Origin of the sequence: Rhodopseudomonas palustris BisB18 (assembly GCF_000013745.1) — a bacterium.
Classification (GTDB): Bacteria; Pseudomonadota; Alphaproteobacteria; order Rhizobiales; family Xanthobacteraceae; genus Rhodopseudomonas_A; species Rhodopseudomonas_A palustris_F.
Window position 1 is genome coordinate 2,249,893 of sequence record NC_007925.1, and the last position, 12,953, is coordinate 2,262,845.

At 65.3% G+C, this 12,953-nt stretch carries 10 protein-coding genes and 1 pseudogene; 7 read left to right on the forward strand and 4 right to left on the reverse strand.

The features are described 5' to 3' along the window. Nucleotides 1–3 precede the first annotated feature (3 nt). The 6 genes and pseudogenes from RPC_RS10285 to RPC_RS10310 all read left to right on the forward strand — a co-directional run bounded on the left by RPC_RS10285 (nt 4) and on the right by RPC_RS10310 (nt 7,401). Complete coding sequence (locus RPC_RS10285; RefSeq protein WP_011472512.1) at nt 4–1,221, forward strand: 2-hydroxyacyl-CoA dehydratase family protein; 1,218 nt, start codon at nt 4–6, stop codon at nt 1,219–1,221. 13 nt (nt 1,222–1,234) lie between these two features. Next, nucleotides 1,235–2,005, forward strand: coding sequence for an acyl-CoA dehydratase activase (locus RPC_RS10290; RefSeq protein ID WP_011472513.1), 771 nt, complete (start codon nt 1,235–1,237; stop codon nt 2,003–2,005). Between the two features lie 219 nt (nt 2,006–2,224). Beyond that, nucleotides 2,225–3,652, forward strand: a complete 1,428-nt coding sequence (locus tag RPC_RS10295) for a KamA family radical SAM protein (RefSeq protein WP_157043180.1) — start codon at nt 2,225–2,227, stop codon at nt 3,650–3,652. An 84-nt stretch (nt 3,653–3,736) separates the two neighbouring features. Further along, a pseudogene (locus tag RPC_RS10300) lies at nt 3,737–4,909 on the forward strand (aspartate aminotransferase family protein). 265 nt (nt 4,910–5,174) lie between these two features. Then, on the forward strand, nt 5,175–6,167 hold the full coding sequence (dusA, locus tag RPC_RS10305; protein WP_011472515.1) for a tRNA dihydrouridine(20/20a) synthase DusA: 993 nt from the start codon (nt 5,175–5,177) through the stop codon (nt 6,165–6,167). A gap of 193 nt (nt 6,168–6,360) precedes the next feature. Further along, nucleotides 6,361–7,401, forward strand: coding sequence for an IS110 family transposase (locus RPC_RS10310; protein ID WP_011471442.1), 1,041 nt, complete (start codon nt 6,361–6,363; stop codon nt 7,399–7,401). 396 nt (nt 7,402–7,797) lie between these two features. Here the strand turns inward: RPC_RS10310 and RPC_RS10315 are convergent, their stop codons facing one another. From RPC_RS10315 to RPC_RS10330, 4 genes are all read right to left on the reverse strand, one after another. Next, nucleotides 7,798–8,310: a TIGR02281 family clan AA aspartic protease gene (locus tag RPC_RS10315; protein WP_011472516.1), complete on the reverse strand. Its 513-nt coding sequence runs from the start codon at nt 8,308–8,310 to the stop codon at nt 7,798–7,800. A 10-nt stretch (nt 8,311–8,320) separates the two neighbouring features. Then, entirely contained in the window at nt 8,321–8,542 is a 222-nt protein-coding gene (locus tag RPC_RS10320) for a DUF1289 domain-containing protein (RefSeq protein ID WP_011472517.1), read from the reverse strand. 42 nt (nt 8,543–8,584) lie between these two features. Further along, nucleotides 8,585–10,186, reverse strand: a complete 1,602-nt coding sequence (locus tag RPC_RS10325; RefSeq protein ID WP_011472518.1) for a sensor histidine kinase — start codon at nt 10,184–10,186, stop codon at nt 8,585–8,587. Nucleotides 10,187–10,546: 360 nt separating this feature from the next. Then, on the reverse strand, nt 10,547–11,416 hold the full coding sequence (locus RPC_RS10330; RefSeq protein WP_011472519.1) for an NAD(P)-dependent oxidoreductase: 870 nt from the start codon (nt 11,414–11,416) through the stop codon (nt 10,547–10,549). Nucleotides 11,417–11,783: 367 nt separating this feature from the next. Here RPC_RS10330 and apbC point away from each other — a divergent pair, with 367 nt between their 5' ends. After that, nucleotides 11,784–12,905: an iron-sulfur cluster carrier protein ApbC gene (gene apbC, locus RPC_RS10335; RefSeq protein WP_011472520.1), complete on the forward strand. Its 1,122-nt coding sequence runs from the start codon at nt 11,784–11,786 to the stop codon at nt 12,903–12,905. Nucleotides 12,906–12,953 lie beyond the last annotated feature (48 nt).

Below are 12,953 nucleotides of genomic sequence, written 5' to 3' on the forward strand. Positions count from 1 at the left end.
GAGATGGACCTCGACAACATCGCGCAGCAGCGCGCCACTCAATACGAGAACATGCTGCGTCTGATCGGGCGCCAGCGGGCGCCATCGGAAGAGGCCGCGCCGGCGCTCGCCGCGACCCGGATGCGCTCGGTCGTGAACTGCGACCGGATCGCCGAGGCCTACAGGGCCGATGCGAAGGTCGCGTACGTTTCCGAGCAATTCCCGACCGAGATCGTGTTCGCCGCCGGTGTTCTGCCGTGGAACATCGAGTCGATGTCGAACATGCTGGCCCAGTCGCTCGATATCGACCAGGTGTTCCGGCTCACCCAGGAACGCGAGCTGTCCCGCGATATCTGCTCGTTCCTTCGCGGGCCGTTCGGGATGATGCTCGCCGAATGCTATCCGCGGCCCGACTTCGTGCTCACCAACGACCAGCCCTGCGAGGGGCTTCTCAAGACCATCTTCATGTCCGGCAAGCGCTACGGGGTGCCGACCTTCGCGCTGCACACGCCGAACCTGCTGGATCAGGATGTGCTGGACTATCTCGTCCAGCAGATCGAGATCATGCTGACCCGGATCGCCGGGGTGTTTCAGTCAGATCCGGATCCGGAGTTCTTGCGCAGCAGCATCGTGAATTCGAATCGCGCCCGCGAGTACTACCGGAAAGCGGCTCTGCTGCTCGAACGCCACGCTTTGCCCGGCGTGGCGCGCGAGCTCCTGGAAATTTTCGGGATGAACTATTTCGGCGCCCCGGAGAACATCGATCTCTGCAAGACCTTGTATGAGGAGGCGGTGGTGCTGGCCGAGACCGGGGCGCCGAAGCGCCCGCGGGTGATGTGGATCGGCCAGACACCTGGGGAATCCGACGAATTGCTTCGGCATCTCGGTCGGTCCGTCGACGTGCTGTACTGGGCGCCGCTGTGGGAAGCGAACCTGGTGGCGCTCGACGAGGAGCAACCGCTGCGCAGCATCGCCGAGCGTGCGATCCGCTATCACTGGAACGCGGAACGAATGGAACGCGACCTCGATCACATCAGCGACGCGTACCAGGTCGAGGGATATATCATCGCCAACACCTGGGGATGCCGCAACATGATGGCCATCGGTCCGACGTTTCGATCATTGGCGGCGCGCAAGCGAATCAAGAACCTGACGATCAGCATCGATCCCGTCGATCGCAACAATTACGCCTTCCCCCATATCAAGAACCGCGTCGACGCGTTTCTGGAAACATTGCAGTGAATGAGAGGATGCGATGATTACGCTCGGCATTGATATCGGTTCGCTTTCGACCAAGTCGGTCCTGATGGAGAACGACGAGGTGGTGGCTTTCGACGTGGTCCTGACCGGCGGCACCAACCGCAAAGCCGCCGAGACGACGTTTGAAAACGTCCTCGCGGCGTCCGGGTTGACGCGGGGCGACGTGAAGTTCGTCGTCTCGACGGGCTACGGGCGGGAGAATCTGCCGTTCGCCGACAAGCACGTTTCGGAGATCACCTGCCATGGCATCGGCATGCATCTCAGGAACCCGGACATCCGGACCATCCTGGAGATCGGCGGCCAGGACAGCAAGGCAATCCGGATCGACGACGGCGGGCGCGTCGAACAGTTCGTCATGAACGACAAATGCGCCGCCGGCTGCGGACGCTTTCTCGAGGTGACGGCGCGCGCGATGGGGATCGGACTCTCCGAACTCGGCGAAGCCTCGGCGCTGGCGCGCAACCCGCTTCGGATCAGCAGCACCTGCGCGGTCTTCGCCGAGACCGAAATCGTCTCGCTCGTCGCCGTCGGAACGCCGGTGCCTGACATCGTCCGCGCCGTTCATGACTCGATCGCCCAGCGCGCGGTGGTGCTGCTGCGCCAGGTCGGAATCAGCGGGCCGGTCGGGATGAGCGGCGGCGTGGCGCTCAACAGCGGCGTGGTCCGTGCCCTCGAAGATAAACTGCAGACCAGCATCTACATCGTCGACAATCCGCAGGTGCGCGGCGCGATCGGTGCCGCTTACATCGCCCAGAGACTGGCCTGAGGCGGTCCGCAAAATCAGCGCCGACCGTCCGATCGAAGATCGATATGAAATGGGAACCGAGAGCATGATCCCGCGAACCAAGCACCGATCCTCGGATAAGGCCAGGTTGAAGCGGCAGGGGCGGAGCGGGGGGACGGCTCCGAGAATTGTTGCCATGCGGCGGTTGGCGCGACGGCGACGCGACGGCTTGTTCGGGGGGCTACCATGACGATTGTGCCGATGTCCGGTTCGACAGAGCCGACCCGCTACCACGCGATCGGCCGCGGCAACCTTTCCGAACTGCCAGAGTGGCAGAGACTCGACGCGCAGCTTCGTCGCGAGATCGACATCGTGGCGCGGGTGCTGCCGTTCCGGACCAACCGCTACGTGGTGGAAAACCTGATCGATTGGTCGCGGGTGCCGGACGATCCGATCTTTCAGCTGGTGTTTCCGCAGCGTGGCATGCTGTCGGAGGTTGATTTCGACGACGTTCGAACCTTGGTGGAAAGCTCCGACGATAGCGAGGCGCTGGCGCGCGCCGTCGAACGGATTCGCCGCCGCCTCAACCCGCATCCCGGCGGCCAGCTCACCCACAACACGGCGACGCTCGCCGGCCGTCCGCTCCCTGGCGTGCAGCACAAATATCGCGAGACCGTGGTGTTCTTTCCGGCCCAGGGCCAGACCTGCCACGCCTACTGCACCTATTGTTTTCGCTGGGCGCAGTTCGTCGGCATGCAAGGCATGCGGATCGAAACCAGGAGCACGTCCGAGCTCGTCGCCTATCTCCGTGCGCACCCGGAAATCACCGACGTCCTGATCACCGGGGGCGATCCGATGATCATGGCAACCCGAACGCTCCGGCGCTACATCGAGCCGCTGCTGGTTCCCGAGCTGTCGCACATCCAGAACATCCGGATCGGCACCAAATCGGTCGCCTACTGGCCGCACAGGTTCGTGTCGGATGCCGACGCCGACGACTGCCTCAGACTGTTCGAGGAGGTTGCTGCGGCAAACCGCCATCTCGCCATCATGGGGCACTACACTCATCCGGTCGAACTGCACCCCGCGCTTGCCCGCGAGGCGATCCGGCGCATCCGCGACACCGGCGCCCAGATCAGAATGCAGGCGCCGCTGATCCGTCACGTCAACGATGCCCCCGAGCTGTGGTCGGAACTGTGGCGCACCGGCGTGCGGCTCGGACTGATCCCGTACTACATGTTCATCGAGCGAGACACCGGCCCCCGCGACTATTTCTCGGTGCCGCTGGTCCGCGCCCACGAGATCTTCCGGCGTGCCGCCGCGAACGTCTCCGGCCTGGCGCGCGCGGCGCAAGGGCCGACGATGTCGGTGCTTCCCGGAAAGATCAGAATCCTGGGGGTCGTCGCGCGCAGCGAATTGCTGGATAGTCAGCAGCCCGCGGTGTTGCACAACGGCGGCGGCGCCATGCCATCGGCCGATCCGCAGGAGCAGATTCTGGTCTGCGATTTCCTTCAGGCACGGGACGCGAGACTGAACCAGACGGTGTTCTTCGCCGCCTTCGATCCCGGCGCGACCTGGCTCGATCAGATGCGGCCGGCATTCGGGGGCGAGCGGTTTGCCTTCGAGCAGGCCGGCGACCGCGATCGAACAGCTCCGCTGCACGCGCTCACCGAATGCCTGCTGGACTGATGCCCTGCGGAGGAAGGCGAGCCGTAGTCCGGGATGGTGTTGACCCGACGACGGTCGGACCCGGCCTTCCGAAGGATGATGTTGATGGCGATCGATTTCCCCGAGATCGGCGGGACCCAGGATGTGTTCTACGCCCGGCCGCAGGTGGTGCCGCTCCCGATGATGGCACGGGCCGAGGGGATTCGTTTCTGGGACGAGGACGGCAAGGAATACATCGACGCATCGTCCGGCCCCATGGTGAGCGTGCTCGGGCACGGCAATCGCAACGTCGTCGCCGCAATGGCGCGCCAGACTTTGCAGCTCGATTACGCCTACACCCAGGTCGCCCGAAGCCGGACCAACCTCGATTAAGCCGCGCAGCTGTGCGGGATGGCCGGCGTCGGGGTCGAACGTATCAGTTTCGCGTCGGGCGGCAGCGAGGCGATCGACAATGCGCTGAAGTTTGCGCGCCAATATGCGCTTGCGACCAATCAGGCATCGCCCTGCCGGATCATTTCTCTCAATCCCTCCTATCATGGGGCGACGATCGCGTCGCTGGCAGCTGGCGGAAACGATCTGCTGCAGCCTTTCTTCGAAGGATTCGCCGAAGCGGTGCACGCGGTGCCGGCGCCGTTCACGATCGGCGGGGTCTCCACCGGCGCCGTGGCGCCGCCAGCGGGTTTCTTCAAAGCCATTCGCGCCACCTGCAGCCGTCACGGCGTATTCCTGATATTCGACGAGGCGGTCTGCGGCGCCGGCCGAACCGGCAAGTTCTTCGCAGCGCATCACTGGCCCGCCAGCCGGCCCGACATCATCGTGCAGGCCAAGGGTCTGGGGGCCGGCTACGCGCCGCTCGCAGCGATGTTCGTGTCAGCAACTCATGCCGATACGCTGGCGCGCCTGAGTGGGTTCAATTTCAGCTATTTCTACAATGCGAACCCGGTGTCGTGCGCAGCAGGACTGGCGGTGCTCGACGAGTTCGACAGGCTCGATCTTTGCGCCAACGCCACAAGGCGGGGAACGGAGCTGCGGATCGGTCTTGAGGCGCTGAAGGAATCTTGCCCTCTGGTCGGCGATGTGCGTGGATTGGGCTTGCTGCTCGCGGTCGAACTGGTCGCCGACAAATCGACCAAAGCTCCCTTTGTCGCGCAGTTCCAAGCCCTTATATTAGTCGGCTGCGCCGCCACGCGCTCGACCTCGGCCTCCTGGTTTACGCCTGCGAGACGGCGGGCGGCCGGTTCGGGCAATGGTTCATCGTTGCGCCGCCCCTGGTGGTGACCCGCGCGGATATCGACCTCATCCGGGAACGGATCGCCCGTTCGCTCGACAAGTTGGCAGCGGATGCAGCGGCCGCTCGGCTCTTTTAGATTCGTTTCGGGAACGTGAGAACGAGCGACCGAGCGTAGTCGCCATTCTGACTGCGAAAAAATCTATAGCGAACTCAATGATCCGCTGAGGCGTCGAAAAGCCGGTTCAGACGTCGCATCATGGCGTACAATAGTGTCCACAAGCCCCGCTCTGACAGTCGGAATTCAATCGGAAAATGCCGATAGATCAATCATTTAGGTTTTCCGTCGCGCCGATGATGGATTGGACCGACCGGCACTGCCGGGTGTTCCACCGGCGGTTGTCGCGCCGCGCCCGGTTGTACAGCGAGATGCTGACCACCGGCGCGGTGATCCATGGCGATCGGCAGCGGCTGCTCGGCTTCGACGCCAGCGAGCATCCGCTGGCGCTGCAGCTCGGCGGATCGGATTCGGCCGATCTCGCCACTGCCGCGAAGATCGGCGAGGATTTCGGCTACGACGAGATCAATCTCAACGTCGGCTGCCCGTCGGATCGGGTGAAGGACGGCCGGTTCGGCGCCTGCCTGATGGCTGAGCCGGCGCTGGTCGCCGAAGGCATTGCCGCGATGAAGCGCGCGGTCAGCGTTCCGGTTACGGTGAAGTGCCGCATCGGCATCGACGACCAGGATCCGGAATTGGCGCTGGATAGTTTGGCGCGCGCGGTGGTCGCCGCCGGCGCCGACCTGCTGGTGGTGCACGCGCGCAAGGCCTGGCTGAACGGGCTGTCGCCGAAGGAGAACCGCGACGTGCCGCCGCTCGATTACGACCGGGTGTATCGGCTGAAGGCGGCGTTGCCCGCCGTGCCGATCGTGATCAATGGCGGCATCGCCGGCATCGCCGAAGCCAAGCCGCATCTCGGCCATGTCGATGGCGTGATGCTCGGCCGCGCCGCCTATCAGGAGCCGTGGCGATTGTTGGCGGTCGATCCGGAATTGTTCGGCGAGCCGGCGCCGTATCCGAGCATGACCGCGGCGCTGCAAGCCATGACGCCCTATATCGAAGCGCAACTGGCGCAGGGCACGCGGCTGCATTCGATCACCCGGCATTTCGTCGGCGCCTATCACGGCGTGCCCGGCGCCCGCGCGTTCCGCCGCCATCTCGCCGAGCAGGGCGTCAAGCCCGACGCCGGAATCGACGTGTTGCGCGAGGCGATCGCGCGGGTCGAGGATCGCGTCGTCGAAGTCGCGTGAGTTAATGATTTTTCGAGTTAGATTGATGCGCTTCAAAAATCCCAGGCCGTCATTCCGGGGCGCGAGCAGCGTCAGCTGCGAACGAGCCCGGAATCTATAACCCCTGCAGGGGTTATGATGGTGTGGACGGCCCCCTACGGCATCGCTTTGTGCCAGAATGAGGTTGTCGCAAACTCAAACATGGGAGCCGTCCATGGAGCAGATTATCCGCATTGGGATGGATACGTCGAAGCATTTTTTCCAGCTGCACGGGGTCGATGCCGCCGAGAAGCCGGTGCTGCGCAAGAAGCTGCGGCGCAAGGAGATGCTGGCGTTCTTCGCCAAGCTGCCGCCGACGCCGATCGGGATCGAGGCCTGCGGTGCGGCGCACTACCTGGCGCGGGAGCTGGGCAAACTCGGCCACGTGGTGAAGCTGTTGGCGCCGCAGCACGTCAAGCCTTACGTCAAGCGCAACAAGAACGACGGGCGCGACGCCGAGGCGTTGTGCGAGGCGATGAGCCGGCCGACGATGGAGTTCGTGCCGGTGAAGACCGCGGAGCAGCAGGCGGCGCTGATGCTGATGGGACTGCGGCAGCAGCTGATCGCAAGGCGTACCCAGCTGAGCAATGCGATTCGCGGTTATGCCGCGGAATTCGGCCTGATCTCGCCGAGAGGTCTCGACAAGATCGAGCCGCTGCTGTTGCGGATCGCGCAGGACGACACCGTGCCGACGCTGGCGCGCGAGCTGTTCGCGCTGCAGGGCCAGGACTACGCGCGACTGCAGAATGAGCTGAAGGTGATCGACGCCAAGCTGTTGGCCTGGCATCGCGCCGACGCCTGCAGCCGGCGGCTGGCGCAGATTCCCGGAGTAGGACCGATCGGCGCCAGTGCGCTGGTGATGAAAACGCCGGTGCCGCAGACCTTCGCCTCGGCCAGGGCCTTTGCGGCCTGGCTCGGCTTGACGCCGAAGGATCATTCCACCGCCGGCAAGCTTCGGCTCGGCACCATCACCCGCGCCGGCGATGAACTGCTACGCAGCCTGTTGGTGGCGGGAGCGACCGCGGTGATCCAGCAGGTGCGCCGTGGCCGCGGCCGGGCGTCGCCGTGGTTGCTGGCGCTGCTGGCGCGCAAGCCGCCCAAGCTCGCGGCGGTAGCGCTCGCCAACAAGATCGCCCGGATCGCCTGGAAGCTGATGCTGACCGGAGAAAATTACGACGGCGCGCGGATGCTGAACGCATCGCCGCACGCCGCCTGAGAGATCGGCCGGCAGGCATTCGCCCGCCGGCCGGGCCGGAGCTGCAAGAGGAGACAGATGGCGCGATCGATCGATCCGAGAGGCGAGACAGTCCGTGGAATCCATTGGCACGTAAAGGTCGTGACTATGTGTGGAGCTCGCGTCGCGGAAACCATCTTGGCCAGCGGTCCAAAGCGACCGCATCAACAGGCCGGACATATGGATGCAAGCGATCCGATCCGACATCAAAAACTCTTGTGGCTCGGGGGCCGTCCACATATGGATTCCGGACTTGCTCGTTCTTCGAACTCGCAATCCGGAATGACGGGTGCATTTGGGTTGGATGCTTCAATCCAACTAAATGCGATGACGGCGCGAACTTACGCGCCTCAGTCCGTCGCGCGCGTTTTACTTTTGCTACGGATATCCGTGCAGCCGCAGCCGGTCGGCGCTGACTTCCCAGCGCTCCAGCCGGTCGAGGAAGCTCATGCCGAGCAGGTTGGTCTTCATCTGGCCGCGCGGCACCACCAGGGCCGGCACCGAGCGCTCCACCAGCTTGCCGATCGCCAGGCTGTCGAGCGACAGCCGCGCCGCCTTGGTGTGGCCGCCGGCGGTTTCGACGTCGACGTTGAAGTCCAGCACTTCCAGCGGCAGGCCGGCGGCCTTGGCGGTCTCGTAGGTCAGCACCACCGAGGTGGCACCGGTGTCGATCACCATCGGCGTCGAGACGCCGTTGACCTTGGCGCGCAGCACGAAGTCGCCGCTCTGGCCGCGATCGATCTGCACCACGCGCGGCTTCGGCGCGGCGCGTTGGTGCAGCATGCGCGAGACGACGTCGCGGGCGGAGGCGATCCGTTCCGGATCGCCATAGGCCACCACCGCGCCGGCGGTCGCCACCAGCACGATCACGACAAGCAGAATGCGGCTCACCTCGCGCCTCTCATCGGTTGGTTTCCGTGGGCAGTTCCGGTTCGGCAGCAGGCCGCGGCCGCAGCCCGGCCTCGATCATCCGGTCCGGCAGCGCCGCCATGATGGCGTGGCGCGCGTCGCTTGCAAGGTGGCGCCAGCCGGTGATCTCCGAAACCGTGCGGCCGCACCCTATGCAGAGCGCGCTGTCGGGATCGACGATGCAGACGGCGATGCAGGGCGATGCTTCACTCATTGGAAATCGCTCGGCAGTGGGGGCGACGGGCGCGACACCGGATCACAATCCGGTCCCCGCGCTCATGATCGGTTTGTTGCGAACCCTGCGGTTTTCATCCGACAGGCTGATGTCGTAGGACGGCTGCAGCGGCGGCGCCTCGTCGGCCATCGGGGCCAGCGCCGACATCACCCGCTCCGGCGGGAAGGTGACGATCACTTCGGTGCCGATCCGCAGCTTCGATTTCAGCGTGAAAGTGCCGCCGTGCATGTCGATCAGGCTCTTGGCGATCGGCAACCCGAGCCCGGCGCCCTGTTCGGCGGATTTGATCGAGTTGGAGCCCTGGCCGAACGAGGCCAGCACGATCGGAATTTCGTCCTCGGCGATGCCCGAGCCGGTGTCCTTGACGCTGAGATATTGCCCGCCGGATGCGGTCCAGCCGACCTTGAGCCAGATCTCGCCGCCTTGCGGGGTGAACTTGATGGCGTTCGACAATAGGTTGAGCACGATCTGCCGCGCCGCGCGTTCGTCGCCCCAGATCCGCGGCATGCCCTGTTCGAACACCTCGTGGATGGTGATGCCGCGGCTCGAGGCGCGCAGCTTCAACAGATGATGGCAGTCGGCGACGACGTGGACCAGCGACACCGCTTCCTCGTTGAGCTCGTAGCGGCCGGCCTCGATCCGCGACAGATCCAGGATCTCGTTGATCAGGTTCAACAGATGCACGCCGGAATTATGGATGTCGGCGGAGTAGTCCTTGTACACCGCGACCGCGTGGGCGCCGAAGATCTCGCTCTTCATCACTTCGGAAAAGCCCAGGATGGCGTTCAGCGGGGTGCGCAGTTCGTGGCTCATCTGCGCCAGGAACCGCGACTTGGCGACGTTGGCGGCTTCGGCGCGATGCCGCGCCTCGTCGGAGATCGCCTTGGCCTGTTCGAGTTCGCCGATCAGCGCGTCCTTTTCGGCGCGGGCTTCCAGCGTCGCCAGCGTGGTGGAATGCAGCCGGTGCGCGAGCAGCGCGAAATAACCTTCCGCCGCCACCGTCAGCAGCGCCAGAATGTAGTTGTCGAACGTGCCGCTCAACAGGAAGTTGGCCGCGATCGCCGCGGTCACCGGCGCGGTCGCCGCCAGCGCGGCGATCGGCAGATTGGCCGCCAGCATGCTCGACACCGCCACCACCAGCAGCATCAGGAACATCAACAGCGTGTTGGACACCACCTCGACGCCCGGCGGGTGCACCAGGATCGCGGTCCAGCACACGCCATACAACAGGTCGAGCAGCACGAAGCGGGTTCGCCATTTGCGGGTCCGCAACGGCGACTGCTGTTCGCCGAGGAAGCGGCCGCAATTGCGGATCATCACGGCATGGATGCACAGCATGCCGCAGGTCCAGGCCGCCGCCGACAGCGGCTGGATCCAGATCGCGAACAACAGCCCGGTCGCCACCACCAGCAGGATCACCACGATCGAAGCCGATTGCCGCATCTGGGCGTATTGCCGCAGCAGTTCGTGATCGAATGCCGGGCGGGTGCCGCTGGTCGAGGTCAGCCGATCGCGGGCCTCACGGACCCGCTGCGCCGCCGCGCGTCGGTTGCGCGCCGGTGTCACGACCGGTGGTTCAGCCGGAAGCTGAACCACCTCAGGCCTATCGGCGGGGATACTCATCGACCAACACAAATCCTGCGCAAAAACGCGCGCGGTTACCTTCGGCTATTTTTCGTCCGAAATCGTTAAGAGTAACCTTAGAGGGGAGGCCAATCCGGTTAACAAATAGCTAACAACCGCCGGTTTCCAGCCACAGTGGCCGCCGTGCATCAGGTAGCTGCTGTCCCGGGCGCGGTGCAGCGCTCTTCGCGCTGCGCCGCAGAACCGGGACCGTTACGAAGGCGGCGTTCCGTAACGGCCCCGGCTCTCAGCGCACCACGCCGCAAACGCGGCGTGGTGCGCTTTCGTCCGGGGCGCGCTGGTCGGAGCCGAACTCACGAACGCAAACGCCGGGAAGCACGGAAGGCCTTGTGACGCCGATCAGCGCTCCAGCCGTGCCAACAGGCTCGAGGTGTCCCAGCGGCGGCCGCCGAGCTTCTCGACCTCGGCGTAGAACGCATCGACCAGCGCCGTCACCGGCAGGCTGGCGCCGTTGCGGCGGGCCTCGCTGAGGCAGATCGCCAGATCCTTGCGCATCCATTCCACCGCGAAGCCGAAATCGAATTTGCCCTCGGTCATGGTCTTGTGGCGGTTCTCCATCTGCCAGGACTGCGCCGCGCCCTTGGAGATGGTGTCGATCACCGCATTGACGTCAAGCCCGGCCTTCTTGGCGAAGTGGATGCCCTCCGACAGCCCCTCGACCAGGCCGGCGATGCAGATCTGGTTGACCATCTTGGTGAGCTGTCCTGAGCCCGCCGGTCCCATCAGCTTGCACATCCGCGCATAGGCGGCGATCACCGGCTCGGCCCGGGCGTAGGCCTCGGCGCTGCCGCCGCACATCACCGTCAGCACGCCGTTCTCGGCGCCGGCCTGACCGCCCGACACCGGCGCGTCGACGAAGGCGAAGCCGCGCTTGGTCGCCTCGGCGTCGAGCTCGCGGGCGACCTCGGCGGAGGCGGTGGTGTGGTCGACGAAGATCGCCCCGGCGTCGAGCCCGGCAAAGGCGCCGTCGTCGCCGATCGTCACGCTGCGCAGATCGTCGTCATTGCCGACGCAGGCCATCACGAAATCCTGGCCTTCGGCGGCTTCGCGGGGCGTCGGCGCGGTGCGGCCGGCGAATTTCTCGGCCCAGATGTTGGCCTTGGCTTGGGTGCGGTTGAACACCGTGACCTCATGGCCGCCCTTGGCGACCAGATGTCCCGCCATGGGAAAGCCCATGACGCCGAGACCGAGAAAAGCGACTTTGGCCATGTCTTCAATCCTGAGTTTGCTCGGCGCGCGCAACGCCGAAATTCTGAAGGGGAGGATCGTTGCGGGAGAGGGCGGTCGATGCGGAGCGCCAGCATAAACCGCGCTGCTACAGCGTCAAAGCCCCTGGCCCCCCGGGGGGCGACCGATCCGGAACCGGAGCGACGCTTCGGCTTGTCTTGCGACCTATTCGGCCTAAAAGGGGCGTCGTGCGGCGCGAGCCGAGGAACTGCCGCCCGGCAACGTCCTTGCGCCAGAGCAACGAGCCCGGCCGAGCCCGGCGGCATCAGATGTTTGACCCCTGCGAAGACCGCGCCGTTGTGGTTGGCGAACTTCGGATTCGGGACACTAGCGGTGACAGGAGAGTCTCATGAGCGTGACGCAGCAGCAAATTCTCGATGGTTTGGCGAAGGTGGCGTCGCCGCGCGGCGTCGCCCTGACCAAGGCCAACGTGTTGTCGGAGATCTCCGTCAACGACGGCAAGGTGTATTTCGCCATCAACGTTGAAGCCGCCGAGGTGCGGGCCTGGGAAGCTGTTCGCAACGCGGCGGAAGCCGCGGTGACGGCGATCCCCGGCGTCAAGTCGGCGATGATCGCGCTGACCGCCGAACGCAAGCCGGGATCGAGCCCGGCCGCTCCGCGCGCCGGCGTCGCGCCCGCTGCCGCGCATCGGCCGCCGCCGGGACCGGGTCCGGCTTCGCCGATGTCGAAGCAAGCGGAAATTCCCGGCATCACCTCGATCATCGCGGTGGCCTCCGGCAAAGGCGGCGTCGGCAAGTCGACCACCGCGCTGAACCTGGCGCTCAGCCTGCGCGATCTCGGCCTCAAGGTCGGTCTGCTCGACGCCGACATCTACGGCCCGTCGGTTCCCAAGCTGACCGGGATCAACGAACGGCCACAGCTCGACGACGCCCGCAAGATGATTCCGATCATGCGGTTCGGGCTGTCGATCATGTCGATCGGCTTTCTGGTCGAAGAAAACAGCGCGATGATCTGGCGCGGGCCGATGGTGATGTCGGCGATCACCCAGATGCTGCGCGACGTCGTCTGGGGCACGCTCGACGTGCTGGTGGTCGACATGCCGCCCGGCACCGGCGACGCCCAACTGACGCTGGCGCAGAACGTGCCGTTGAAGGGGGCGGTGATCGTGTCGACGCCGCAGGATCTGGCGCTGATCGACGCGCGGCGCGGGCTGGCGATGTTCACTAAGGTCGGCGTGCCGGTGCTCGGTATCGTCGAGAACATGAGCTACTTCCAATGCCCGGAATGCGGCGCGCGGTCGGACATCTTCGGCCATGGCGGCGCGCGGCAGGAAGCGGAGCGGCTCGGCGTGCCGTTCCTCGGCGAGGTGCCGCTGCACATGTCGATCCGCAGCAACTCCGATGCCGGCACCCCGGTGGTGGAGAGCGAACCGAGCGGCGTCCATGCCGCGATCTACCGCGCGATCGCCGAAAAGGTGCGGCTCCAGCTCGACGCCGTGGTCGCCGCCTGAGTTGTTCCGCACTGCACTTGCGGCGGCATTCGACTTTGGTTGCATGCT

Bases quoted from the DNA above. Each gene is read 5' to 3' on its own strand.
- dusA (WP_011472515.1), top strand. From the start codon at position 5,175: ATGCCGATAGATCAATCATTTAGGTTTTCCGTCGCGCCGATGATGGAT.
- RPC_RS10320 (WP_011472517.1), bottom strand. From the start codon at position 8,542: ATGAGTGAAGCATCGCCCTGCATCGCCGTCTGCATCGTCGATCCCGAC.
- RPC_RS10295 (WP_157043180.1), top strand. From the start codon at position 2,225: ATGTCCGGTTCGACAGAGCCGACCCGCTACCACGCGATCGGCCGCGGC.
- RPC_RS10290 (WP_011472513.1), top strand. From the start codon at position 1,235: ATGATTACGCTCGGCATTGATATCGGTTCGCTTTCGACCAAGTCGGTC.
- RPC_RS10310 (WP_011471442.1), top strand. From the start codon at position 6,361: ATGGAGCAGATTATCCGCATTGGGATGGATACGTCGAAGCATTTTTTC.
- apbC (WP_011472520.1), top strand. From the start codon at position 11,784: ATGAGCGTGACGCAGCAGCAAATTCTCGATGGTTTGGCGAAGGTGGCG.
- RPC_RS10325 (WP_011472518.1), bottom strand. From the start codon at position 10,186: ATGAGTATCCCCGCCGATAGGCCTGAGGTGGTTCAGCTTCCGGCTGAA.
- RPC_RS10330 (WP_011472519.1), bottom strand. From the start codon at position 11,416: ATGGCCAAAGTCGCTTTTCTCGGTCTCGGCGTCATGGGCTTTCCCATG.
- RPC_RS10285 (WP_011472512.1), top strand. From the start codon at position 4: ATGGACCTCGACAACATCGCGCAGCAGCGCGCCACTCAATACGAGAAC.